Consider the following 24,595-nt stretch of genomic DNA (forward strand, 5'->3'; position numbering starts at 1 on the left):
TATTTCAGTTAGAAAAAAAGCCACATTAGTCAGTGGCTTTTTGTTATCAATTGATATGTTTATTCTAAACGTATCATTCAATTCCTTGACTACGCAAGTAATCTTCATAATTACCCGTATAATCAATTACTTTTTCTGGGGTAATTTCAACAATGCGTGTTGCCAGTGAGCTCACAAATTCACGGTCGTGTGAAACAAAAAATAGCGTGCCTTGATATAGCTCTAATGCCATATTGAGTGATTCGATAGATTCCATATCTAAATGGTTAGTTGGTTCATCCATAACAATAATGTTAGGGCGCTGCATCATCAATTTACCAAATAACATGCGTCCTTTTTCACCACCAGATAAGACCTTAACTTGTTTTTTAATATCGTCTTGTGAAAATAATAATCGACCTAGAATACTACGCACGGCTTGTTCATCGTCGTTTGGTTGTTTCCATTGGCTCATCCAGTCAAATACCGTTAAGTCACCTTCAAATTCGTATTCATGATCCTGCGCATAATAACCAATATTTGCGTTTTCAGACCATTTTATATCGCCTTGCTCAGGAGTCAGTTCACCCATTAGCGTTTTTAATAATGTGGTTTTACCAATACCATTAGTCCCTAAAATAGCTACTTTTTCGCCCACTTCAACCATGAGTTTAAGATTTTTAAAAAGAGGACCATTGTCAAATCCTTTGGTAAGGTCTTCAACAACAAGCGCATTACGAAATAGCTTTTTATCTTGCTCAAAACGAATAAATGGATTTTGCCGACTAGAAGCTTTGACTTCTTCAAGTTTGATTTTTTCAATTTGTCTTGCGCGTGATGTTGCTTGTTTGGATTTTGATGCATTGGCACTAAAGCGACTAACAAACGATTGCAGCTCACTAATTTGTGCTTTCTTTTTGGCATTGTCGGCTAACAAACGTTCTCTCGCTTGCGTTGATGCAGTCATATAATCATCGTAGTTACCCGGATAGATGCGCAATTCACCATAATCTAAATCTGCCATATGAGTACAGACCATATTCAAAAAATGGCGATCATGCGAAATAATGATCATAGTACTTTCGCGTTGATTTAAGGTATCTTCAAGCCAGCGGATTGTATCAATATCTAAGTTATTGGTTGGTTCATCGAGTAATAAGATATCTGGATTTGAAAATAGGGCTTGGGCTAATAATACCCGTAACTTCCAACCTGGTGCGATTTCGCTCATTAATCCATAATGTTGCTCAATTGGAATACCAACACCTAATAATAATTCGCCAGCCCGAGATTCGGCACTGTAACCATCCATTTCAGCATATTGGGTTTCTAAATCAGCAACTTTAAAGCCATCTTCTTCACTCATTTCAGGCAGTGAATAGATGCGATCCCGTTCTTGCTTGATCTGCCATAATTCGGTATGTCCCATAATTACAGTATCAAGGACGGTAAATTCTTCAAAAGCAAACTGATCCTGGCGTAATTTACCGAGTCTTTCATGTGGATCTAAAGCCACATTACCCGATGTAGGTACGAGATCGCCACCAATGATTTTCATAAAGGTGGATTTACCACTGCCATTAGCACCGATTAGACCATAACGATTACCGTTGCCAAATTTAACCGAGATGTTTTCAAATAATGGTTTACTGCCAAATTGCATTGTGATGTTATTTGTACTTAACACGAAAATTAACTCTCTTTAAAATGCGTTTCATTCAAAAGTAATCATTAGCTTTTGAGTGAAGTCGCTAAAATATGAATTGGCGCACATTATGCCATAATTAATCATTTTTGAGGATCTTTGTTTTAGATAACGGCATTTAGGAAGGGGATATTTAATTTAATTATTAATATATTGTAAAGTATAGGAAAATTTCGTGATGTTTACACTTCATAATTAACATAATCCTCTAAAACTCATAAGACGTTTTCTCCGAAATCGCTTTATGCGGTTTAACCATATTATAATAGTTAATAAATCGCTTAAGTTTTTGTTGTCTATCTTTTGAATCTTCGAATATTTGCAGATTATGCCACATCGCCATTAAAGTTCGTATGACTCTTTCTGCTTTTCTATTCGTTTGCTGGCAGGCAGGTTTTGTAAATTTTTGATTGATAGGATGATTATTACATGTTTTAACAAATAGGTATTCACATGTGTCTTGATATTCACGCCCATTATCGGAATAAATACATTCAATGGTATAAGGACATTGGGCTAACACATCATTTTGTAAAAAATAGTGCTGAGCTAAATTGGGATTTATCGGAGTAAATGATCGCATAGAGCTTACGTGAAAAATCATCGATACCAACGAATAAATAGTCTTTAGTTTGTTGTTTCGTTTCATTCTTAAGTAAAGGTAAAGGTAAAGGTTTGGTATCAACTTTAGATGAAAAAAAGTATAGGACAAAGTCAACATTGAAATTGACTCACAAACTCAAGCCATTGTTGATACTGTTGAACGAGTATTAGTCGCAAGAGAATGATAATATTAATCGAATTTGTGTCATATTTAAGCTAATTTGTGCTGATTATAGATTGAAAATTCCTTATGATGGCTTTTATTTAATAGTCAAAAGAGGCTAACATGCGTATTTTGTACAAAGCGAAAACCATTATTTATAGTACATTATTATTGAGTACAAGTTGCAGTTATGCGGCACAATTACAATTAACTAGCACTGATCTTGTCGATAGCGGGTTTACTGCTCGATTTATATCCAATCAATTTGGTTGCCAAGGCGAAAATATATCCCCGCAAATTTCATGGCAAAATCTACCCAAAGCGACAAAAAGTTTAGTATTAACTATGTATGATCCTGATGCACCAACGGGTTCTGGTTGGTGGCATTGGGTGATTGTTAATATTCCTGTACAAACGTCGTTTATTAAACAATCAGCAGGAAATAATCCCAATTTATTACCTAAAGGAAGTAGGTTAGTACGTAATGATTTTGGCGTGATAAATTACGGTGGTCCATGTCCTCCGCTAAATTCGACTCATCGATATCAATTTACACTTTATGCACTAGACATTGATCACATTGAGGTTGATGAACAAACCACACCAGCTCTAATTGGTTTTATTGCTAATTCGCATCAAATAGCGAAGGCAGATATGATTTACTCCTACTCACGTTGATATTGGTTAATAGGCTATTAGGATTATGGATTTTGCTTCAATTGGTCGAGTGACTTATATAACACAACGTTGTAATCAAACCCTAAAGCAGATTCAAAGCAATGATCCAATGATTGTCTATGTCATAAATGGCGAAAAACAGATTGAATGTGAGGGCGAATATTTTAAGGTAAAAACAGGTCAATTAGTCCTAATTCCAGCAGGTAATTTAATGAATATCAATAATTTTTATATTGATGATAAGGATTATCAAGCCATCTGTTATTCTTGGCATGCACAGTTACTAGACCAATTTGCTTTATCTCATCGTTATCAGAGTAGTCAAATTCTTAAAAAAATTAAAGTTGAAACAATATTACCTGAAACTTTTATTACTCGATTGATACAGATTAAAACAGAATTATTGACACATAATCAATGCAATTCTAATCTTGTTAAACATTTATTTATTGAATTATTAATCAGATTATCTGCATTTGGTGTGTATTTTCCCCTGAATAATAACCCGAAAATTAGCCAAAAAATTCGCGAAATTATTAACCAGCAGCCAGACAAAAAGTGGCAGGCAGCAGAAATTGCTAAACAATTTGCTATGAGCGAATCAACTTTACGGCGACATCTTGCTTTAGAAGGATATAATTTATCCAAAATTATCTTAGATATAAGAATGAATTTTGGTTTAATGCTGTTACAAACTACCCAAAAAACGATCCTACAAATTGCCCAAGAAGTGGGATATGAATCAGGCTCTCGTTTTGCTTTTTACTTTAAACAACGTTTTGGATTTTCACCAAAGAGGCTACGTTAGTTAATTTTTATCTATAACATTTTAATTTTATTTATTGAATTGTTTTTTATGCATGTTCATTACCATGGTTTCTCAAATTACTGTATATAGCGCTAGCAATCCCTACAGATTGTCAATTATTTTATCATAGTAATCAATTTTTATGATATAAAGTTTACAAGTGTTAAGCCAATTGATACGATCTATATCTAGTTATTTTTTATATTCATCAATTATGCTTTATCTTATTTTTGTGACAATTATTTGGTCATTCTCATTTAGTTTTATTGCGGTTTATTTAAGTGGACAAGTTGATGCTTGGTTTGCTGTTGTAATGCGAGTGCTATTTGCCTTTATGACTTTTATTCCATTTTTACGTTTTAAGAATATTCGTTTTAAGCAGATGTTGCTTTTAATGGGAGTGGGGGCATGTCAATTAGGGATTATGTACTTTTTTTATTATAATTCTTTTCAATATATTTTGGTGCCTGAAGTCCTGTTATTTACTATTTTTACACCAATTTATGTCACAGTTATTTATGATTTATTGCAGCATCATCCATTAAGGCTTAGCTATCTTTTAATGGCAATTATTGCGGTAATTGGCGCAGCTATTATTCGCTATGATCATATTAGTGCTAATTTTATTATTGGTTTTTTATTGATCCAGGGTGCTAATATCGTTTTTGCATTAGGTCAAGTAGGATATAAAAGGATTATGGAAGTTTATCCAATGCCCCAACATCAAGCTTTTGCGTGGGTTTATTTAGGGGCTGTGGTTGTTGCTATTTTAGGCTGGCTGTTGTTTGGTGATGCATCAAAATTACCAACAACTAGTTTGCAATGGGGAATTATTATTTGGCTTGGAATAGTGGCTTCTGGTGTGTGTTACTTTTTATGGAATTATGGTGCAACCAAAGTGGATTCGGGCACTTTGGCTATTATGAATAATGCGGTTATCCCAACAGGGATTTTGGTGAATGCGGTGATTTGGCATCAATCCATTGATTGGGGAAGATTTTTAATTGGTTGTACAGTTATTATTTTTGCCTTAATTTTGCATAATAAGTTTAAACGTATTAAATGATACTCAATCAATATTAAGCAAAAGGTAACTGCAACATAATAGATAAAATCAATGGCGTTGTGATAGAAGACAGCGTCGTTGATATTAGCAAACTAGAAGCAATAGGACCTTGCAACACTTCAAACTGCCTTGCCATCATATAACAATTTATCGCAATTGAAACCGAACTGAGTAATACCACCACTTGCAATTCTAAACTTGGTAGTCCGATGAGCTTACCTACAATATAAGTAACAACAGGTAACACTGTCAATTTTAATGCACAGATAGCTGTTGTAATTAAAAGTTTATCGCGAATTTTATATTCAGCCAGTCCCATTCCTAGAACAATTAATGAAAGAGGGGCGGTCATCTCACTCACCATTTTGGTTGATTTATCGATAAAGTTAGGTAACGGTAAACCAATAAAATTCACTACAATGCCTGTAAAAATTCCAATAATAATGGGATTTTTTGAAACATTTTTAAAGGCTTTAACAATCCCTTTAGTTGAAAATTTCCCCATTTGCACAAATTCAATAGAAACCGTCGCAAGCGTCCATAAAATTAATGCATTAAAGATAACGACAATGGCAACAATGGGGATGGCATCATCGCCTAATAACATTTTAATAATAGGAATACCAACAAACACTGTATTGGTGTAAATACTACCCATAGCAAATATTGTACTTTCTGAGCCATTTAACTTAAATATTTTTGATGCAATTAAGCAGCCAATTGCAAAGACGATAAAGGAGCCACCAAAAAAGACGAATAACAGTTTTATATCGATTTGCGAATGTTCAGAAAAATGGCTCATGATCTGAAACAGCATGATGGGAAATGCAATATAAAAGGTAAATTTGGTTAAGCTATCGGTGACTGTTTTTTGCCAACGACCTAGTTTAACCGCTAAAAAACCCAATAAAATTAGCATAAAAAGGGGCAGGGTAGATAAAAACTGCGCCCATAATGTAGTCAGAAATTCCATCGTTATTATTTTATTGATGATTGCGTATGAAGTACCATTCTAAGTCAGTTGAGCGTTTTGAATCAAATTGATAGCCCTCTAGATTAAAACTTTTAATATCGTCACTCTTTTCAATGCAATTTTTTATAATGTATCGACTCATCAGTCCGCGTGCTTTTTTAGCATAAAAACTGATAACTTTATAGGTATCTTTGCTTTGATCTAAAAAGATGGGCTGAATAATAGTTGCGTTTAATTGTTTTGGTTTGATCGCTTTAAAATATTCGTTTGAGGCTAAATTGATTAATGTGCGATGTGATGATTTGGCTAGTTCGCTATTAAGGTGTTGAGTTAATTTATCGCCCCAAAATTGATAAAGGTTACTGTTATCGCCATTTTTTAAGCGGATCCCCATTTCTAAACGATAAGGTTGAATTAGGTCAAGTGGTCTTAAAATACCATAAAGACCTGATAATATTCTTAAATGAGATTGTGCAAACTGTAGATCTTTATCAGTAAAATCTTCAACATGTAATCCTTCGTAAACATCACCTTTAAAAGCAAGTATGGCTTGTCTTGCATTTTCAAGATTAAAATCACTATGCCAATTTTTGAATCGTTCATAATTGAGTTCGGCTAATTTTTCGCTAATAGACATTAATTTAGCCAAACTCTCAACACTTAATTTTTGGCAATCTTCAATGAGTATTTTAGTTGAGTTAATAAATTGAGGTAATGTGTGATTTTTGGTTAATAATGGTGATTGGTAATCCAAAGTTTTTGCTGGAGAAATAATTGTTATCATAACGTATATAGCCTATTGTATTTTGCAATAAATAGGTTTATTTTACATCTAATTCAATCCAAAGGAGTAGCAAAATGAACATCGATAAAAAAGAAATACATGATATTAAATCTTGGGCTTCTGTTCGTGAAACCTCGATTGAAATTGCAGAGGCGATTTTTGAGCTAGCTAACCATGATGAAAAACTTGCTGAACAAATTTGGTCGGAAGGTAGTGATGAAGTGTTGAAACTCGCGTTTTCTAAAACCAAAGCCGATAAGTTGTTCTGGGGTGAGCAAACTATTGAGCGTAAAAATGTTTAAATCTTTATGAATCTAACTTTCTTAGGGACAAGTGCTGGTTCCCCAACAACAGAGCGCAATGTAAGTAGTATGGTACTTGATCTTAGACAAGAGAGGGGTAAGTTATGGCTTTTTGATTGTGGTGAGACAACTCAGATGCAAATGCAAAAAGCCAAATGTAGCCTCGCTAAACTTGAGATCATTTTTTTAACACATTTACATGGTGATCATGTATTTGGGCTACCAGGTGTTTTAACGTCCCGTTCTTTGATGCAAAATCAATCACCTTTAACATTGATTGCTCCGAAAGGAATTAAACAGCTTGTCGAAACAGTTATTGAAATTAGCTATTCTTGGTTAACCTATCCACTCAATATTATTGAACTTGAAGAAAATGGCATTGTTTTTGAAGATAATCAGTTTCAAGTTGAAGCAAAATTATTACAACACCGTGTGCCGTGTTTTGGTTATCGTATTATCGAAAAAGATCTACCAGCTCAGCTTGATATTGATAAATTAAAGCAAGCTAATATTCAGGCTGGTTCTTATTATAGTGATCTAAAAAAAGGCAAAAAGCTAGCTATTTTAGGTGATACCATACCTTGTCAAGCATCGATTGAGCTTGCTAATGATGTGGATTTGCTTGTTCATGAAGCAACACAAGAAAACGCACTAAAAGATAAAGCACTCGAACGTGGGCATTCTACAACCATTCATGCCGCAACCATTGCCAAACAGGCCAATGCCAAGCGGCTTATTATGACTCATATAAGCCCTAGATATAGTTTGAATGATAATAAAAAGTTAGTTAATGAAGCAAAAAGTGTCTTTGTTAATACTGAAATCGCTACCGATTTTGCAATCTTTCACGTTTAATTAATCAAATTTTTTTATTAAACTTCGCCGAGGTTATCGGCGAATTGAGATAATTGACTAAAGACAAAAATCCTTAATTAGCCTTTCTATAGTTACTTTGGTTGGTTTTAAAAAGTCCATGGAAATAAACTCATCCGGTTGATGTGCTTGTTCGATTGATCCCGGCCCTAATACAATTGTCGGCGAGATTTGATTTAAGTATGGTGCTTCGGTGCTATAGTTAACCGTTTCGGCACTATGACCGACTAATTTTTCAATATGCTGTAATGCCGGATGATCTTTTTTACATTCGTACCCCGGAATTGGCGCAACTTCATACTGTATCTCGATTCGATTTGGGTATTTATCCATAACGGGTTGTAGTGCTTCACAAAGCGCATGATAAAGTGAATCAACATTGTTATCGGGCAATACACGAATATCAATCACAAGCTCACAACAACCACAAATACGATTGGCTGCATCGCCACCATGAATAACACCTAAATTTAGGGTAGGGTAAGGTACGCTGAACCCGTCATTATGATATTGTTCTTTAAATTTTTGTTTTAGTACTAACAAGCGTTCAATGACTAAATTCATCACTTCGATAGCGTTAATACCTTTATCGGGATCGCTCGAATGTCCTGATTTACCAATTACTTTAATGGAATTAGAGATAAATCCTTTATGTGCACGAATTGGGATTAACGATGTTGGTTCACCAATGATAGTGCAGTCAGGTTGTAGTTTGGTATTCTTGGCAAAAAATGCCGCACCAGCCATTGATGTTTCTTCATCGGCAGTGGCAAGGATATAAATGGGTTTAGTTAACTTTTTAAGATCAATGTCACGTAGAGCATCTAAAATAAAGGCAAAAAATCCTTTCATATCAGCGGTACCAAGCCCATACAGCTTATTATTTTCTTCGGTTAGTTTAAAAGGATCTTTAGTCCACTGCCCATCGTCAAACGGGACAGTATCACTGTGTCCACTTAACAATAACCCGCCTTGTGTTTTATTTTCGCTGTTTGAATAAGTAGCTAACATATTATATTTATGGCGAGTATTAGGAACGGGTTGGATATCAATAACAAAACCTAAATCTTCAAACCAACTTGCTAACTTATCGATAAGTGGTTTATTAGAATAATCTAATTGCTCGTTAGTAACGTTACTAATTGTTGGTGTTGAAATTAATTCATTATATAGTGTTAAAAAAGATGGTAGCGTCATAAATGCACCTTTAAATGACAAATCGAAGATATACTTTTAATAATGTTATAAGCATACCATTTACATTATTTTTTGCATACAACTAACCACTTTGTTTCAATTAATGTTTTATGTTTTGATAGTATTCAATATGTACATTAACTAATGTATAGTTAGCTGATTATGAGTTAAATTGACTGCTAAATTTGTTGAATGTAGTGTTTTTTATGACTTTTATTCATGTTTTAGATAAGCATTTTATATAATAGGAGGAAGGGGAATAATTATATGAAAAATAAACAAAACAATATCATAAAAGTACGGCAAACATTACCTGATAATGTAAGCTTTATTGCAGAAGAAATTGATTATTTAGATTGTCAAAAAAAAGATATTTCTAAAAAATTGACAGCCTATGAAGCTTATAAAATGATGACATCTTATCAACCTAGATGGCTAAAAATACTCTTTAAAATAAGGGATTGTTTAGTGAAATTAATCGGTGTCAAAGCGATTAATGGATTTGATAGTTCTGCGGAAAATAAGCATCAACCAGACGAAAGCAATATGGCCGATTTTTTTACCATAACAGAGGAAACCAACGATAAACTGACATTAGTTGTAAAAGATTGCCATTTAGATGTATGTGTTTGTATTCGTGTTGTAGATAAAGGTAATGACATAAGTAAAAATACAGTATATTTAATTGCATCAGTTAAAAATCACAATATCTGGGGGAAATTATATATGTTACCCGTTGCTATTTTACATCCTTATATTGTTAATAAATTATTTGAAAATATAAAATAATAAGTCATTTATTATAAATAACTTATCAAGTTGTAATGAGCAGATCAGCTTTATTGCATAATACAGTGATGTTATTAATTTCAAATCTATAAATAAAATATAAAACCATCCTGCTTAATTTTTTAGCTTTTATTGCGATTGTTTTATGAACAGATATTATTTGCCATAAACATTTGATACTATCTAACCAATACAGTCAAATAACCTTTAACGATTTGTTATTTCGTTAAGATTTTCCATAAATCGTTTTAAAAAATAAGGTATTATATGAAAAATATAAGCAGGAAATGGATTGTTATTGCAGTTGTTATTATTGCTATTATTTTTATTTTATGGCAACAATTGAAGACAGATGGATATGGTTCGAATTTTGCTAGTGGTAATGGACGCATTGAAGCAACCGAAATTAATATTTCAGCTAAATTAGCTGGTAGAATTGAAAAAATTAATGTTGATGAAGGCGATTTTGTTAAAGCTGGCCAACCACTTGTGGTTATGCAGACTGACACCTTACAGGCACAATTAAACGAAGCACAAGCGCAATATGGGCAAGCAATCAGTAATGAGGCTAGTGCTCAATCACAAGTTGAATTAAAAATGAGCGATAAAGTCGCCGCTCAAGCCGACGTAAGTCAACGTGAAAGTGACTTAGATATTGCATCTAAACATTTACAGAGAACTACTGCGCTTTATCAGAAAGGTGCATTGTCCATCCAACAATTTGATGATGATACCGCTAAATTTAATAGTGCTAAAGCAGCGTTAGATTCAGCAAAATCTCAAGTTACAGCGGCAGATGCTGCCATTGCTGTTGCTCAGGCTGGTGTTGATAGTGCTAAAGCTGCTATTAATGTTGCCAGCGCTAATATAAGGCAAATTCAAGCTGATATCGATGATAGTACTTTAATAGCGCCTGTTGATGGTCGTATTCAATATCGCATTGCTCAGTTAGGTGAAGTTTTGCCGTCGGGCGGTAAAGTACTAAATTTAGTTAATTTGTATGATGTTTATCTAACTTTCTTTTTACCTGAAACTGTCGCGGGTAAGGTGGCTATTGGTGATGAAGTCAGACTTATTTTAGATGCGTTACCAGATAAAGCGATTTCAGCTAAAATTTCGTTTGTTTCAAGCGTTGCCCAATTTACGCCAAAAACCGTTGAAACAAAAGATGAACGTCAAAAATTGATGTTTAGAGTTAAAGCACAATTAAGCCCTGAATTATTAAAATGTTATATTACTCAAGTTAAAACAGGTTTACCTGGTGTGGCTTGGGTTAAGCTTGATCCTAAAACGCCATGGCCAGCTGGCTTATCTGATATTGCAAAATGTCCAACCGAATAATTGGAGATAGCAGATGTCAGATTCAGACAATAAGAATTTAGTTTTATTAAACCAAGCTAAATCCATTGATGATGCAGTGGTAAAAGTAAGCAATGTCACGCTGTATTACAAAAAAAACTGTGCGCTCAATAATATTAGTTTAGCCATTCCACCGCGATGCATGGTGGGTTTTATTGGGCCTGATGGTGTGGGAAAATCGAGTTTATTATCGCTGATTGCTGGTGCACATGTTATTCAAGAAGGCTTAGTGTATGTTTTAGATGGTGATATGAAAGACAAATCACACCGCAAAAACGTCTGTACACGTATTGCCTATATGCCGCAAGGATTAGGCAAAAATCTTTATCCTACTTTATCTGTTGAAGAAAATTTGCAATTTTTTGCTCGTTTGTTTGGTAATGATGCGGCTGAGCGTCGTCGCCGTATTGATGAATTAACGCGTAGTACTGGATTATATCCATTTTTATCTAGACCAGCAGGGCGACTGTCCGGTGGTATGAAACAAAAAGTTAGCTTATGTTCGGCGTTAATCCACGATCCTGATTTGTTAATTCTTGATGAACCCACAACGGGGGTCGATCCGCTCTCAAGAGCCCAATTTTGGCAGTTAATCAACAAAATCCGTAAACAACGACCACAAATGAGTGTGGTTGTGGCAACTGCCTACATGGATGAAGCCCAAAACTTTGATTGGTTGGTTGCGATGTATGGCGGTAAAATTCTTGAAACTGGCACACCAAAATCATTACTAGCTAAAACAGGAAAAAATAATTTAGATGATGCATTTATTCAGCTCATGCCAGAAAGCGCTAGACAAGGTTATCAAACTGTCGAAATTCCACCTTTAGATCTTAATAAAGATTTGCAAACAGCCATAGAAGCAAAAGATTTAACTAAACAGTTTGGTAATTTTATTGCAGTTGATCATGTTAATTTTTCAATTAAACAAGGTGAAATATTTGGTTTTTTAGGCTCAAATGGCTGTGGTAAATCAACCACCATGAAAATGTTAACGGGTTTATTACCGATTTCATCAGGTGAGGCATGGTTATTTGGTAAACCGGTTGATGCCAGTGATATTAATGTTAGGCGTCATTTAGGATATATGTCTCAAGCATTTTCTTTATATAGTGAGTTAACAGTCAAACAAAATTTAGTTCTACATGCGCGTCTGTTTGGTATTGAAGAAAGTAAAATTTCCGCTCGCGTTGAAGAATTACTGAAACGTTTTGGTTTAGAACAAGACGCACAAAATCTGCCCGATAGTTTACCTTTAGGGGTAAAGCAACGGCTTTCATTGTCAGTTGCCGTTGTGCATAATCCGCAAATTCTTATCCTTGATGAACCAACATCAGGCGTTGACCCCATTGCTCGCGATGATTTTTGGCGTTTAATTATCGAACTTTCTAGAAAAGATAAAGTAACGGTATTTATCACAACTCACTTTATGAATGAGGCCGCAAGATGCGATCGAATTTCATTAATGCATGCGGGTAAAGTATTAGCAAGTGATACGCCAGATAACATTATCAGCTCCAAAAATGCTAAAACATTAGAGGCGGCCTTTATTCGTTATCTTGTTGATGCAGGGGCTGATGATAGTAATGCAGAAGAACGCTCTGTTGAACCGCCAAAAGAAATACTCAATCAAGCAACAAAAACACTACCAAATCATCACCTTCAAGGATTTAGTTTTACCCGTATGATAGGTTGTCTATGGCGTGAGACTCTTGAATTATCTCGTGATCCTTTGCGAGCATTATTAGCGTTATTAGGCTCAGCAATTTTAATGTTGGTTATGGGATATGGCATTACGATGGATGTTGAAGATCTGCGTTTTGCTGTGCTTGATCGCGATCAAAGTGTAATCAGCCAAAATTATACTCTAAATTTGTCAGGCTCTAAACGTTATTTTATTGAAAGGGCACCTATCACTGATTATAACGATATGGATGCGCGGTTACGCAGTAATGACATTGCTTTAGCGATTGAAATTCCACCAAATTTTGGTCGTGACATACAACGAGGCGATCCTGTTGATATTGCCATTTGGATTGATGGGGCAATGCCGTTACGTGCCGAAACAATCAAAGGCTATGTGCAAGGCATGCATCTTGCTTGGTTAAGTGAAAAAGTAAAAGAAGTAACAGGAAAATCCTCAACTAGCTTGGCAAATATAGAAACAAGATATCGTTATAATCCTGATATTAAAAGCTTACCTTCCATGGTACCGGCGGTAATACCTATTTTATTATTAATGATTCCATCAATGCTGGCAGCTTTATCGGTCGTGCGTGAAAAAGAGATGGGGTCGATTATCAATTTATATGTAACACCAGTAACTAAAGCTGAATTTTTGCTAGGCAAACAAGTGCCTTATATCATTATTTCTATGTTTAGCTTTTTATTATTGTTATTTATGGCAATCACCATTTTTGGTGTGCCTGTAAAAGGAAGCTTGTTTACTTTGTGCCTAGCTGCATTTGCTTACTGCATTATTTCAACGGGTTTTGGCTTGTTGGCTTCGACTGTCACCCGTAGCCAAATTGCCGTTATCTTTTTAACTTGCGTAGGGACAATGTTACCAGCAATTCAATTTTCAGGATTGCTCAACCCTGTCGCATCTCTAGAAGGCGGTGGCCGTTATATTGGCGAGGTTTATCCAACAACGCATATGCTAATTATTGCTCGTGGTGTGTTTAATAAAGCGCTAGGTTTTATCGATCTGCATAATTCAATATTTGCTTTATTGATCACAATCCCTATTGTATTGGGTGCCAGTATTTTTCTCCTTAAAAAGCAAGAGGGATAGATATTATGCAAAGTTTAATTAATATTTATCGCTTAGGGATTAAAGAGTTATGGGGGTTATTGCGTGATCCTATCATGTTGCTATTAATTGCCTATTGCTTTACCTTTGATATTTATATTGCTGCAACGGCAACTTCTGACTCGTTACATCATGCCTCGATTGCCGTTGTTGATGAAGATAACTCACCCTTATCAAGACAAATTATTACAGCCTTTTATCCGCCAATGTTTAATACTCCTGTTAAATTATATTCAATGGATGATGTCGATCGTGGTATGGATACAGATAATTATACGTTTGCTTTAAATATTCCGCCTAATTTTCAGCGTGATGTGCTAAATAATCAAAATCCAGAAATTCAACTCAATATTGATGCAACAAGAATGGGGCAAGCGTTTGTCGGAAATGGTTATATAACACAAATTATTACTGGTGAAGTGACTGAATATGTCAACCGTTACAGTAAGGTAACAAATTTGCCAGTTAATATACAAGTGCATACCGCCTTTAATCCTAATTTAACGCGATCTTGGTTTGGTTCGGTCATGGAAATTATCAATATTGTGACAACATTATCTATTATCTTAACTGGTGCCGCCTTAATGAAAGAACGCGAACATGGTACGATTGACCATCTTCTTGCCATGCCTGTTACTCCTTTTGAAATTATGATATCCAAAGTATGGTCAATGGGACTTGTGGTATTAATATCAACTTGGGTAGCGTTGTTACTTGTTGTTCATAGTTGGCTAAATGTACCAATTGCTGGTTCGGTAGCTTTATTTTTGATTGGTGCAGCGCTACATCTTTTTGTGACAACGTCACTTGGTATCTTTATGGCAACAGTAGCAAAATCTACTGCGCAATTCGCAATGTTACTTATTTTAATTTTGTTACCATTACAAATGCTATCAGGGGGGAGTACTCCGCGTGAAAGTATGCCAGAAATTGTGCAAAATATTATGATGTTTGCCCCAACAACGCATTTTGTTGAATTAGGACAGGCAATATTGTATCGAGGTGCTGGCTTAAGTGTGGTCTGGACTTCGTTTGCATGGTTATTGGCAATTGGTACCGTTTTCTTTTTAATTGCTTTAAGGCGTTTTCGTAGTTCAATTGTGAATATGGGATCATAGCATTTATATAATTTGGTACATCAGTGTATGATGCGATGTTTTAGCCAACAACAACTATTAATTGTTCTTGTAAATATTGGCACAACACCGCTTACCCATTTATAATGAAAAAAGAAACTCTATTCTAGCTATTGAATAATAGCGCTTAATTACTATTTGGGCAAAATGGTGTTTATCGATAAAAATAAAAAGCTAAATAAGCTTTTTAAGCTAAAATTAGTTTAAATGGGATTACACATTTTACAATGTGGCATAAATGATTTACATTATGTTAATTATTAATTGACTATTAATAAGCAAATTTTTATATATTGTTTTCTCTTTTTATCTTCATTATATAAATATCAGCAAAATATCTTTATAGCAGTAATTTGATATAAAAAAATTAAATCAATTAATTAAATTTGATTTTAGTAGTTTTTATAGCAAATAAAATATGACGAAAACTGTTATTTAAAGAATTTTAGTGCAATATTAATTTTTACCATACTTTAACATTTGTTATTTTTTTTTACTTATTTGTTGTTTTTTAAAGAAATAAATTGCTATTTTTAGTAAATATCGAGCCAAATTTTCGTGTTTTTTTGTTTTTTTAAGACAGTCGAAAGATCTTGGTTGACACAAGGTCTATAAGAATCAGTATAATGCTTTCAAGTTACTATATTTTCATTGAAATATAACAAAAGGTTCCTATATTAATAATGTCTTTTATTAAGCATACTAAATGTGAAATAGCATTTAATAATAACAATTTACAACAAAAAGAACGCTGTTTTGCATGTAATAAAATATATGCGATTTTGTAATCACTTATTTTAGCTAGGTCTATAAATATAATCTCTAATCTGAAGTTACCGGCCATTACCGAATTTGTCTTTTAAGTAATATTATTTTAGGAGTTTTAAAAAAATGAATCTAATCTGGTCAGCAGTTGGACAAGTTGTTAGTTCTTGTCTTCCGGTTTTTTTGTTAATTTTTCTTGGTTGGTTCTGTGTACAACAAGGAATTTTTTCGAAGGATTCTAAAAAATTATTATCTGGACTGGTATCAAACTTTGTCTTTCCTGCATTGCTTTTTGTGCATACTTCTCATGCTAAACCATCACAAATATTTAATGGTATTTGGATGATTGCCTTTTTCTGCACTATGTCATTTTTATGGATAATTTGCTTTTTAACCAATAAATACATTTTGCATAAAGAGTTAAAATCAACAGCAATGAATGCAATGCTTTGCTGCTTTCCCAATATGGGCGGAATGGGGGTGCCTTTTTTAACGTTGATGCTTGGGGCAGCATCTACCATTTCGGTGGCGATTGCTAATTTTGTTGTCGCATTATCATTAATTCCAATGACAATCTTTTTATTAGAACTCTGTGATACTAAATTATCTGGCGGTAAAGTCACTGGGGATATGATCTTTAGTGCAGTAAAAAACTCGCTCATGAAACCGATGTTTTTAGCCGTGATTTTAGGACTAATTGTTAGTGTCACCGATGGAACCCAATGGTTACCTCATTTTGTATTTAACACTTTTGATATTATGTCAAATGCCTGTAACTTTATTTCGCTTATTGCGGTAGGTGTTGGTATTCATGGGGTTAAATTGAAATTATCTAAACCATTAATGGTCAATATTGTATTGAAAAGTTTTATTACACCAATTGTTGCACTTATTGCCGTATATTTATTTGGTATCACAGGGATGGAGGCTGAAGAGCTAGTATTCCTATTGGCAATGCCAACGGCATCAACAGCAGTTATTTTGGCTTATAATTGGAATGTTGAGCAAGAACAAGCATCAAGCATTTTCTTTGCATCAACGGTTCTATCTATCTTTATTTTACCAACTTTATTACTTATTATGGATTTCACCATTCCTGGTGTTGCTTAATAAATAAAGGCTAGATAAATGCCCTTGTTTTATTTGACTTAAACGAGGGCATTTTATTACTTATTACACATTTCTTGTAAGCGACTTTCCCTTAATTGCAATACAACCTCAGAATAAACCTATCCTATTGTTATAACAAAATACTGCTTTATTTCTTATAAAAAATCGGTCAGAAAAGGCATTGATTTTATTGGTTTTTTTGTAATGGTGGGGGATGATTGTATAAAACACCAATGTTATCAACTGATTTTATTAGTAAAATCATAAATGAACACTTTAAGTACTATTGATAGCACTAAGAACATAGCAAATTATTTAAGATAATAATTTGAAAGAAATAAATTGTCGTTTTTTTTATAAGAGTTAATTAGCTTTTTCGTTCTTTCAATCATTTCTTTACGAACATATTCAGGCTCTAAACAAATACATTGATGCCCAAAACTCATCAAAATACCATAACTATAATCATCGTCAATAAAGTTAAAATCCACAATATATTGTTTATCGTTTAATTTATGAAGATCTTGTTCATCGCAGTAATCTAAAATACGTTCTAAAATGGAATTATCTATTAATAATTTTATTTTAAAGACTCTTTTTTCCATGTCTTTTTCGAATGAAGAAAGTGCATCAGGCGTGGTTTGTTTAATAAATTTGGTATTCGTTATTTTTATGTTAGACATTTTAGACAGTTTAAATAGCCGAAAATCATTTCTACTTAAACAAAAAGCCTGCAAGTACCACTCTTTTTCTTTGAAAACGAGTTTATATGATTCAATTAGACGAGAATCTTGTTTATTTTTCAGTTTCATATACTCACAAGATAAACGCAATTGTTTATTTATTGCCGCTTTGATGATCGATATTTTATTATTAATATTCTGTTTAGAAAGCCAAGGCGATAAATCAACAGTCAGTTGGCTTAGATCATTTCTTACTTGATCGAGATCGTGTTTTGATAAAAGACTTTTGATCTTTTCTAGCGTTCTCACATTTTCATCTTCATTTAAAATTGGTGAGGATAATAAGTTCAGGCCTTTTAATAATACAATGACATCTTCTTTAGTGAATAAACCTTTACTAATTTTATAATTTTTTAAAATACTTATTACACCAGCACTTCCTTGATACGTAATAATGGGTATACCAGCTCCCTCAATAACTTGTATATCTCGATAAATAGTCCGCAATGATACATTTAATTTTTCTGCTAATTCTTTACCGCTTATTTTTTCTCTTTGAAGCAATACCATGATGATAGTAATTATACGATTAATTTTCATGCTTTATGTTTACAAAATAATTTATGTTAAATTTTAAATATGACATACAGTTGTCAGCAATGCTACATCATAATATAGATAACCAAAATTAAGTAAATTAAATTTTATCACCAAAAGGAAACAAAAAATGTTTAAACCTAATAGCGTTATTGTTTATGTCAAAGATGTCGATACTAGTACAGAATTTTACACAAAAATACTAGGACGCCCACCTGTTGAAACTTATCCTGGTTTCGCTGTATTTTTATTGAATGATAATTTTATTTTGGGGCTACAAGGGGCTGATGAAATAACTCCAAAGGCACCCAATCATTATGGTGGTTTTGAGTTGTCATTTAGTGATGTAACAAAAAATGATGTAGATGAGATTTATTCGACATGGAAGAAACTAAACGTCAAAATTGAACTTGAACCCCAAATGCTCGATTTCGGATACACATTTGTAGGAAATGATCCCGATGGTCATCGTCTTCGGGTTTGTGCTACCGACACTTCAAAGTTTGAATAAAACATTATCTTAATAAATTAAAACAATGTGGCTTTTATTTGTAAATACCCCATAATTAGTACAAAATAGACATAGAAAATCATGCTGATTGTTTTAGTGTTTTATACTCAATCGGCGTCATATTATTTAATGCTTTATGAGGTCTTTCGGTGTTATAACTGGTTAGCCATTCTTCGGTCATTCTCCTTGCTTGCTCTAGGTTGTTAAAAAGATACAAATCTAACACTTTAGTTCAATAAGTCCGGTTAAATCTTTCAATGTAACCATTTTGATATGGGCTACTGGGATAAATATAATCAAGAGTGATACCGTGTGATTTTGCCCCGTTGGAAAAGACTCTTCCAGTAAATTCCGGTCCATTATCTTCTCGTATTTTGTTGAGTATAAAACCCTAACACAAGAAGGATTATTTTCTACTTGAATCTTGTACTAAGTTTTGGGTATTTACATTAAAGTTCTTCGTTTCTTATTGTTATATATCATATTGTATATACTCAAACACAGTTTATTTTATTATATGTAATATATTAAATTAAATAATATCCAATTAGGGGAAATAAGGGGGATTAATTGTTAATTTGTATAACTTTCTTGGAGAAAATACCTATTCGTTAATTTATAAAACATCTAAGAACTGTCTAGTTAATCAGTATGTTAATGCTAAGCTAATAATAATTTTGTTTAATGTTTTATTTGTAACAACATATACTCATCTTTTTGTCTAATCCACTATGCACTTTAAATATCAGCAAACCGTAATTAAGGGCTGCACTCAAATTTATTAAATCTAAAATCATTGATACTAAATTTAAATGAAAATTTTTTGAATCCTTTTTTAATTTGGCTAGCTCTTTATTAGTGAGATTAATCTTTAACCATAAAAAAGAGAGGTAGATGATGAATTTTAAAAAAAATGTCCCTAGTTTTGAACGTGTATGTAGAGTTTTTATTGGCACGTGTATTGCTTGCTTGGGTTTTCTTTTTGCACCAACTAATTTAGTTATGTGGATAGCCATAGCAGTAGGATGTGTTTTAGCTTGTACTGGCGTTACGGGTTTTTGCCTTATGTGTTTTATCGCGAAAAGAAAAATAGATTAAATCATTAATTGTAGTTTTCCTTGAAGTTCGGTACTCATAAAAACTATTTACTTCAAGGAAGCTAAAGACTGTACTCAGATTTATTGCACTTAAATTCATTAAAATTAAATGAATTTTTTTTGAATTCTTTTTTAGTTTTATATGCACTTTATGTAAGCAGGTTTGCAACTTACATTTAAATGTGAATGGAAAACCATTTTCTTCGATTAAATTGCATACTAAACATAATAACTTTGGAGGCGAAAATATGTTTAAAAGTTCTTCTGTTGTAGTTCATTTGTTACGAGGGTGTCTAGGATTTGTTTTTTTAGGTCTAGCCATCTATTTTTTTATTCAAGGTACTCTGTTAACTGTAGTGTTAGGGGGTTTTTCTGCTATTTGCGGATTTGTGGTATTGCGAGGATGCCCTGCTTGCTGGGTTATAGGTCTCATTCTTACTATTTATAGTTCAGGTAAAACTTGTGAACCATGCGCAAAAAAAGATAAATAGTTTATATGCATATGTGAGGTGGTCGTAGATTGCATAGTTTTGACCCGAAATTTACTAGTTCTAATAGCTCTTAAAACAGAACTATGCACCCTATGTTTATCTAGAAGAATGAAAGCCATAACATGGTGATAGAGGTTAGATAAGATGTCGCAAGAAGATGAAAAAAATTATCTTCAAATAATATTCGTAAAAATTTGAAGAAATATATTTTGGGTGTGGGATTTATGATTGGTTGTATTGTACTAGTTCGAATGGTTTGGCATGGTTATTTTTTCGAAGAGACAAATAATGCTTATGTTCATGGGAATGTAAGTATTGTGCCCACTAGAGTACCTGAAATTATAACTGATGTTCTAGTACTTGATAATCATAAAGTAAGAAAAGGCGATTTATTAGCTATTTTAGGGGATAGTTACAATCGTTGTCATATTTTATGAGAGAGGTTATTCTTCATAAAGAATTATGATGTTATTACCTACTTTCGATAGTAAAAAATTGATGGCATTATATAATAGATATAATTACTAGTTATTGATATATATCTTATAGTTATCATATTTTTAACACTTAAATATTACAGATTTTTATATTCTATTTAAAAAAATATAAAATATTTGAATCCTTTTTATAGAATTAAATCTCTTCTATGTAGATAAATAAGGAGTGTTTATGAATAAAATTGATGAAAATCTTATCGTATTGGCTCGTTCTGGTGACCAAGTAGCTTTACTAAAATTACTTGAAATATGTCAACCAGATCTAAATCGTTTTTCAAGAAAAGTTTGTTCTAATGCTGAGGATGCTGAAGATGCAGTGCAGGTTGCTCTTTGGATTTTATATAAAAAAATAGAGGTCTTACGTACAATCTCTGCATTGTCATCATGGTTGTTTCGTATCATCGAACGAGAATGTTATCGAATTTTTAGGTCAAATAAAAAAAATTTTCATATGGCTCCAAATGAGGTAGAACAATTATATGATGCTAATTATATTAGTAGCTCAGAACAATCAGTCTTAAAAATTGACTTGAGTAGAGCAATAATTTCTCTTCCGGGCACTTATCGAACTGTCTTAATTCTAAGAGATATTAATGAATTAACAGCTCCAGAGGTGGCCGATATTCTTGGACTAAGCATTGAAGCAGTGAAAAGTAGACTTCATAGAGCTAGAAATATTGTACGGAAAAAATTGGAACTTAGTGGCCATTTTTCCTGAATATAATATTTAAGTGTCAGGATTTATAGTTTTTATAATTTTATAGGATTACTAATGAACACTATGAATATTAAACTAGATAATACTACTTATCGAGGAATAAAAATATAGGCGACTAAATCAGTAGGTTAGTCAAAGTTACTAAAGAAACTTATATAGCTCCTAGTATTAGTTTTGTACCAGATAACATTTCGCACAAAATTTTTATTCCTGGGTCTGGGTTAAATGGTCAACCCTATTGTTTTCTCGTTGATATACAAACTTCAAAAGTAAGGGTAAAGCGTAAACAGCGCATTCCTCCACGATGCCCGGAAAGGTTATTAGTACCCAATAAACAAGGTGAATGTTGGTCAATGGATTTTATGAGTGACAGTAGTGGTAATCAACGTCGCTTTAGGACATTCAATGTCATCGATGACTTTAATCGTGAGGCGCTAGGCATTGATATTGCAGTAAGCTTACCGGCAGGGAGAATTACCCGTTACTTAGATAAACTGGCTGAATATCATGGTTATCCAGTTATAACACCGAAAGACCTTATGAAGCATTAAATAATATGACGCCGATTGAATATAAAACACTAAAACAAGTAGTATTATTTTCTACTTGAATCTTGTACTAAGTTTGGGGTATTTACACTGTCATTGTCATCATTGATACTAATTCTAAAGAAGATTCCTTAATTAATGGGAACATTCTTCCTCTTCAACAACAATATGCTAAACAAGCAAATTATTGTACTAATAATAGTTAATATAGCTAATGTAAAATTGAAGGCACTATGATAACTCGTAATGATATCATTAAGCATAATTGACTGAATATTTGTAGCAACATTAGATAGTGGCGCGGTGAGATTTCCACTAGCTACTGAATTTATCCAGTCTTCTATTACATCGATTGACGAATTATATTTTATTAATAAATCCGGTAAAATACCATTAAGATTAGCGGTTAATAATGAACCATATAATACAACTGCTATGGCTTCACTACCTAAACGTAATGTATTCAATAAGCCAGCTGCCATACCTGTATGATGAGGTTCAACACAGCTTAACGCTAGCCCATCAACAAGTCCTGCTGTTAGTCCCATTCCAGCACCGATCATAAATAATGCAAAACCGATTAGGTATAGTTGTCCATCAACACCACCAACTAAAAACAATAAAATTACGCCAAAAATCATTAAAATAAGGCTAATAAATATAATAGATATTGCGGAGACTCCGGATGAAACAATTTTTCCTGCCAGTAAAGGGCAGAATAATACGGGAACAGTTAATGTGATCATGATAATGCCAGCATAAGAAGGGCTGAACTGCATAACGCCAATTAAATAACTTGGATAATAGGTAAGTAAAGTAACAAAGCTGAAACTAGCAACAACAGGAACGAGAATCAAACCTACATATTTTTTATTTTTTAATAGCGTTAGATTTAACACTGGATTAGTGATCGATTTTTCATACATTACAAATATAACACCCGAAAGAAAGCTAACAACCAACAATATTAATGTTTTTATATTTAACCATCCCAATTGGGCGCTTTCACTAATTGAAAACATTAATAGAAACAAAGCTATGGTGAAAATTATTGACCCAATTTTATCAAATGGATGTTGATGTCTAGTGAGATTATCTTTTGTTATAGTTGGTGTCATTAGTATTACTACAGCCAAGACAGCGGTATGTAATATAAAAATAGCTCGCCAGTTGAATAAGTCTAACAAAAAACCTGATATTGTTGGGCCAAATGTAATACCTATGCCCGCTGTTGTTCCAAAAAATGCGAATGCTTTAGTTCTCTTCTCTCCATCAAAAGTTTTGATTAGTATGGCACTTCCACACGAGAATATAGCAGCACCACCCACACCGGCCAAACCTCGAGCTATATCAAGCATTAAAGGAGTAATGGACATAGCGGATAATAAGGAAGCAACCGTATAGATAGTTGCACCTACTATAAATGATTTTTTATGACCAAAATTATCTGCGAATGATCCCCATAACAAAGTAAAACAAGCAAAGGTCAAATTAAAACTATTAACAACCCATTGTAGTGCAGTTAAATTAGCAGAGAGATCAGCACCTATAAATGGTAGTGCAATCGCGGTTCCTGAGATAGATGTTGGTACTACAAATACTGCAAGCAATATGGATATTAATACAATGGCTGTTTTGGGATTGTCAATTTTTTTGTTCATTTGTAAGTTCTCTAGTTAAATATTTTACAACTCGCGACAGGTAATGTGTTAGGGCGTCTCAAAATAATTCCCTCATCCCAAGACATATCTTTAATAAATTTTTGGTCTAAGCTCAAATCGGGCAACAATGTGAGTAGTGTTTTAATAACGGTACAAATTTCTAATCTAGCGAACTCTTGTCCCATACAGTTTTGCATCCCGTATCCAAGCTAAAAATAAATTTAGTTGAGTAAGATATGTTATACAAATGATGAGTAATACAAATTGATACTTGACGGAATACTTGTAACAATAGAGTTGCATCATAATATCCATTTTCTACATCATTAAAGTACATGTGAGTTTTTGGTAGTTGAGCAGCAATAACGTTGCTATTGTTAGACAATTGCTTCATGTCAGTGAGAAATACTTCATTGATAGCTATTCTATGAACTAGTTGTTTTTTAATTGTTTGACAATTTTCTAAGAGGATAGAGTTTTTTTTGTCAACAGAGGCGAGATTCATATTTATTCCCTTATTATTGTAAGTAATAAACTAAATAGTTTATGTTTTATTGATAATCTTGTAGTATGCTCAGCGGGTTGTATTTTACTTACACACAAGGTTTGAAATTTATCGAACCTTCTATTAATATTACATTTTTATCTAAATGTCAATTTTTTAAGCATTTAAATAAGAAAAAGAACTTA

Annotated in this window: 23 protein-coding genes and 2 pseudogenes; 16 read left to right on the top strand and 9 right to left on the bottom strand. The window is 33.3% G+C overall.

Features of this window, described 5'->3' with window-relative positions; translation table 11 throughout:
* Nucleotides 1-73: 73 nt before the first annotated feature.
* A complete protein-coding gene (locus tag GYX25_RS03210) occupies nucleotides 74-1,666 on the bottom strand; it encodes an ABC-F family ATPase (RefSeq protein WP_091346780.1) in 1,593 nt (530 codons plus the stop codon).
* A gap of 226 nt (nucleotides 1,667-1,892) precedes the next feature.
* Nucleotides 1,893-2,267 (bottom strand): integrase core domain-containing protein, encoded by a 375-nt coding sequence (locus tag GYX25_RS03215; protein WP_174786708.1) that lies wholly within the window; start codon nucleotides 2,265-2,267, stop codon nucleotides 1,893-1,895.
* A gap of 133 nt (nucleotides 2,268-2,400) precedes the next feature.
* Here GYX25_RS03215 and GYX25_RS11370 point away from each other — a divergent pair.
* The 4 genes and pseudogenes from GYX25_RS11370 to GYX25_RS03235 all read left to right on the top strand — a co-directional run.
* Nucleotides 2,401-2,472, top strand: a pseudogene (locus GYX25_RS11370) (riboflavin synthase); the annotation flags it as partial.
* A 101-nt stretch (nucleotides 2,473-2,573) separates the two neighbouring features.
* Complete coding sequence (locus GYX25_RS03225) at nucleotides 2,574-3,128, top strand: YbhB/YbcL family Raf kinase inhibitor-like protein (RefSeq protein WP_174786709.1); 555 nt, start codon at nucleotides 2,574-2,576, stop codon at nucleotides 3,126-3,128.
* A 25-nt stretch (nucleotides 3,129-3,153) separates the two neighbouring features.
* Nucleotides 3,154-3,936 carry an AraC family transcriptional regulator gene (locus GYX25_RS03230; protein ID WP_174786710.1) on the top strand — a complete coding sequence of 261 codons (783 nt, stop codon included), beginning with the start codon at nucleotides 3,154-3,156 and terminating at the stop codon, nucleotides 3,934-3,936.
* A gap of 214 nt (nucleotides 3,937-4,150) precedes the next feature.
* Entirely contained in the window at nucleotides 4,151-5,002 is an 852-nt protein-coding gene (locus tag GYX25_RS03235) for a carboxylate/amino acid/amine transporter (protein ID WP_091346785.1), read from the top strand.
* 13 nt (nucleotides 5,003-5,015) lie between these two features.
* On the opposite strand, the gene GYX25_RS03240 is transcribed toward GYX25_RS03235, so the two are convergent.
* The gene (locus GYX25_RS03240) at nucleotides 5,016-5,975 is read right to left on the bottom strand and encodes an AEC family transporter (RefSeq protein ID WP_238785956.1); all 960 of its coding nucleotides are present in this window, start codon (nucleotides 5,973-5,975) and stop codon (nucleotides 5,016-5,018) included.
* A gap of 10 nt (nucleotides 5,976-5,985) precedes the next feature.
* The gene (gene yaaA, locus GYX25_RS03245) at nucleotides 5,986-6,759 is read right to left on the bottom strand and encodes a peroxide stress protein YaaA (RefSeq protein ID WP_174786712.1); all 774 of its coding nucleotides are present in this window, start codon (nucleotides 6,757-6,759) and stop codon (nucleotides 5,986-5,988) included.
* A gap of 74 nt (nucleotides 6,760-6,833) precedes the next feature.
* On the opposite strand from yaaA, the gene GYX25_RS03250 reads away from it, so the two are divergent.
* The gene (locus GYX25_RS03250; RefSeq protein WP_085247933.1) at nucleotides 6,834-7,061 is read left to right on the top strand and encodes a YccJ family protein; all 228 of its coding nucleotides are present in this window, start codon (nucleotides 6,834-6,836) and stop codon (nucleotides 7,059-7,061) included.
* Nucleotides 7,062-7,067: 6 nt separating this feature from the next.
* Nucleotides 7,068-7,916 (top strand): ribonuclease Z, encoded by an 849-nt coding sequence (locus tag GYX25_RS03255; protein WP_174786713.1) that lies wholly within the window; start codon nucleotides 7,068-7,070, stop codon nucleotides 7,914-7,916.
* Between the two features lie 57 nt (nucleotides 7,917-7,973).
* On the opposite strand, the gene argE is transcribed toward GYX25_RS03255, so the two are convergent.
* Nucleotides 7,974-9,131, bottom strand: coding sequence for an acetylornithine deacetylase (argE, locus tag GYX25_RS03260; protein ID WP_174786714.1), 1,158 nt, complete (start codon nucleotides 9,129-9,131; stop codon nucleotides 7,974-7,976).
* A 267-nt stretch (nucleotides 9,132-9,398) separates the two neighbouring features.
* Between argE and GYX25_RS03265 the strand changes: the two genes are divergently transcribed.
* The 5 genes from GYX25_RS03265 to GYX25_RS03285 all read left to right on the top strand — a co-directional run bounded on the left by GYX25_RS03265 (nucleotide 9,399) and on the right by GYX25_RS03285 (nucleotide 17,102).
* Entirely contained in the window at nucleotides 9,399-9,920 is a 522-nt protein-coding gene (locus GYX25_RS03265) for a DUF2867 domain-containing protein (RefSeq protein ID WP_160402647.1), read from the top strand.
* 267 nt (nucleotides 9,921-10,187) lie between these two features.
* On the top strand, nucleotides 10,188-11,261 hold the full coding sequence (locus GYX25_RS03270) for an HlyD family secretion protein (RefSeq protein WP_085246554.1): 1,074 nt from the start codon (nucleotides 10,188-10,190) through the stop codon (nucleotides 11,259-11,261).
* Nucleotides 11,262-11,274: 13 nt separating this feature from the next.
* Nucleotides 11,275-14,073 carry a ribosome-associated ATPase/putative transporter RbbA gene (gene rbbA, locus GYX25_RS03275; protein WP_174786715.1) on the top strand — a complete coding sequence of 933 codons (2,799 nt, stop codon included), beginning with the start codon at nucleotides 11,275-11,277 and terminating at the stop codon, nucleotides 14,071-14,073.
* Between the two features lie 5 nt (nucleotides 14,074-14,078).
* A complete protein-coding gene (locus tag GYX25_RS03280; RefSeq protein ID WP_085246552.1) occupies nucleotides 14,079-15,209 on the top strand; it encodes an ABC transporter permease in 1,131 nt (376 codons plus the stop codon).
* Between the two features lie 909 nt (nucleotides 15,210-16,118).
* Nucleotides 16,119-17,102: an AEC family transporter gene (locus GYX25_RS03285; RefSeq protein ID WP_085246551.1), complete on the top strand. Its 984-nt coding sequence runs from the start codon at nucleotides 16,119-16,121 to the stop codon at nucleotides 17,100-17,102.
* A gap of 311 nt (nucleotides 17,103-17,413) precedes the next feature.
* On the opposite strand, the gene GYX25_RS03290 is transcribed toward GYX25_RS03285, so the two are convergent.
* On the bottom strand, nucleotides 17,414-18,385 hold the full coding sequence (locus GYX25_RS03290; RefSeq protein ID WP_174786716.1) for a helix-turn-helix transcriptional regulator: 972 nt from the start codon (nucleotides 18,383-18,385) through the stop codon (nucleotides 17,414-17,416).
* Between the two features lie 127 nt (nucleotides 18,386-18,512).
* Between GYX25_RS03290 and GYX25_RS03295 the strand changes: the two genes are divergently transcribed.
* The gene (locus GYX25_RS03295; protein ID WP_085246549.1) at nucleotides 18,513-18,893 is read left to right on the top strand and encodes a VOC family protein; all 381 of its coding nucleotides are present in this window, start codon (nucleotides 18,513-18,515) and stop codon (nucleotides 18,891-18,893) included.
* A gap of 79 nt (nucleotides 18,894-18,972) precedes the next feature.
* Here GYX25_RS03295 and GYX25_RS11255 read toward each other — a convergent pair.
* A pseudogene (locus GYX25_RS11255) lies at nucleotides 18,973-19,278 on the bottom strand (transposase).
* Between the two features lie 512 nt (nucleotides 19,279-19,790).
* On the opposite strand from GYX25_RS11255, the gene GYX25_RS11375 reads away from it, so the two are divergent.
* The 4 genes from GYX25_RS11375 (at nucleotide 19,791) to GYX25_RS03330 (ending at nucleotide 22,247) form a co-directional block, all read left to right on the top strand.
* On the top strand, nucleotides 19,791-19,991 hold the full coding sequence (locus tag GYX25_RS11375; RefSeq protein WP_425337777.1) for a YgaP family membrane protein: 201 nt from the start codon (nucleotides 19,791-19,793) through the stop codon (nucleotides 19,989-19,991).
* A gap of 714 nt (nucleotides 19,992-20,705) precedes the next feature.
* Nucleotides 20,706-20,918: a hypothetical protein gene (locus tag GYX25_RS03320; protein ID WP_085246545.1), complete on the top strand. Its 213-nt coding sequence runs from the start codon at nucleotides 20,706-20,708 to the stop codon at nucleotides 20,916-20,918.
* A gap of 232 nt (nucleotides 20,919-21,150) precedes the next feature.
* On the top strand, nucleotides 21,151-21,696 hold the full coding sequence (locus GYX25_RS03325; RefSeq protein WP_174786719.1) for an RNA polymerase sigma factor: 546 nt from the start codon (nucleotides 21,151-21,153) through the stop codon (nucleotides 21,694-21,696).
* A 362-nt stretch (nucleotides 21,697-22,058) separates the two neighbouring features.
* Nucleotides 22,059-22,247 carry a hypothetical protein gene (locus tag GYX25_RS03330; RefSeq protein WP_174786720.1) on the top strand — a complete coding sequence of 63 codons (189 nt, stop codon included), beginning with the start codon at nucleotides 22,059-22,061 and terminating at the stop codon, nucleotides 22,245-22,247.
* Between the two features lie 128 nt (nucleotides 22,248-22,375).
* On the opposite strand, the gene GYX25_RS03335 is transcribed toward GYX25_RS03330, so the two are convergent.
* Both GYX25_RS03335 and GYX25_RS03340 read right to left on the bottom strand, forming a co-directional pair.
* Entirely contained in the window at nucleotides 22,376-23,905 is a 1,530-nt protein-coding gene (locus GYX25_RS03335; RefSeq protein ID WP_174786721.1) for an MFS transporter, read from the bottom strand.
* 160 nt (nucleotides 23,906-24,065) lie between these two features.
* Nucleotides 24,066-24,410 (bottom strand): AfsA-related hotdog domain-containing protein, encoded by a 345-nt coding sequence (locus tag GYX25_RS03340; protein ID WP_174786722.1) that lies wholly within the window; start codon nucleotides 24,408-24,410, stop codon nucleotides 24,066-24,068.
* Nucleotides 24,411-24,595: the final 185 nt, after the last annotated feature.

Source organism: Gilliamella sp. ESL0254 (genome assembly GCF_013344985.1).
In the GTDB taxonomy this organism is placed as follows: Bacteria; Pseudomonadota; Gammaproteobacteria; order Enterobacterales; family Orbaceae; genus Gilliamella; species Gilliamella bombicola.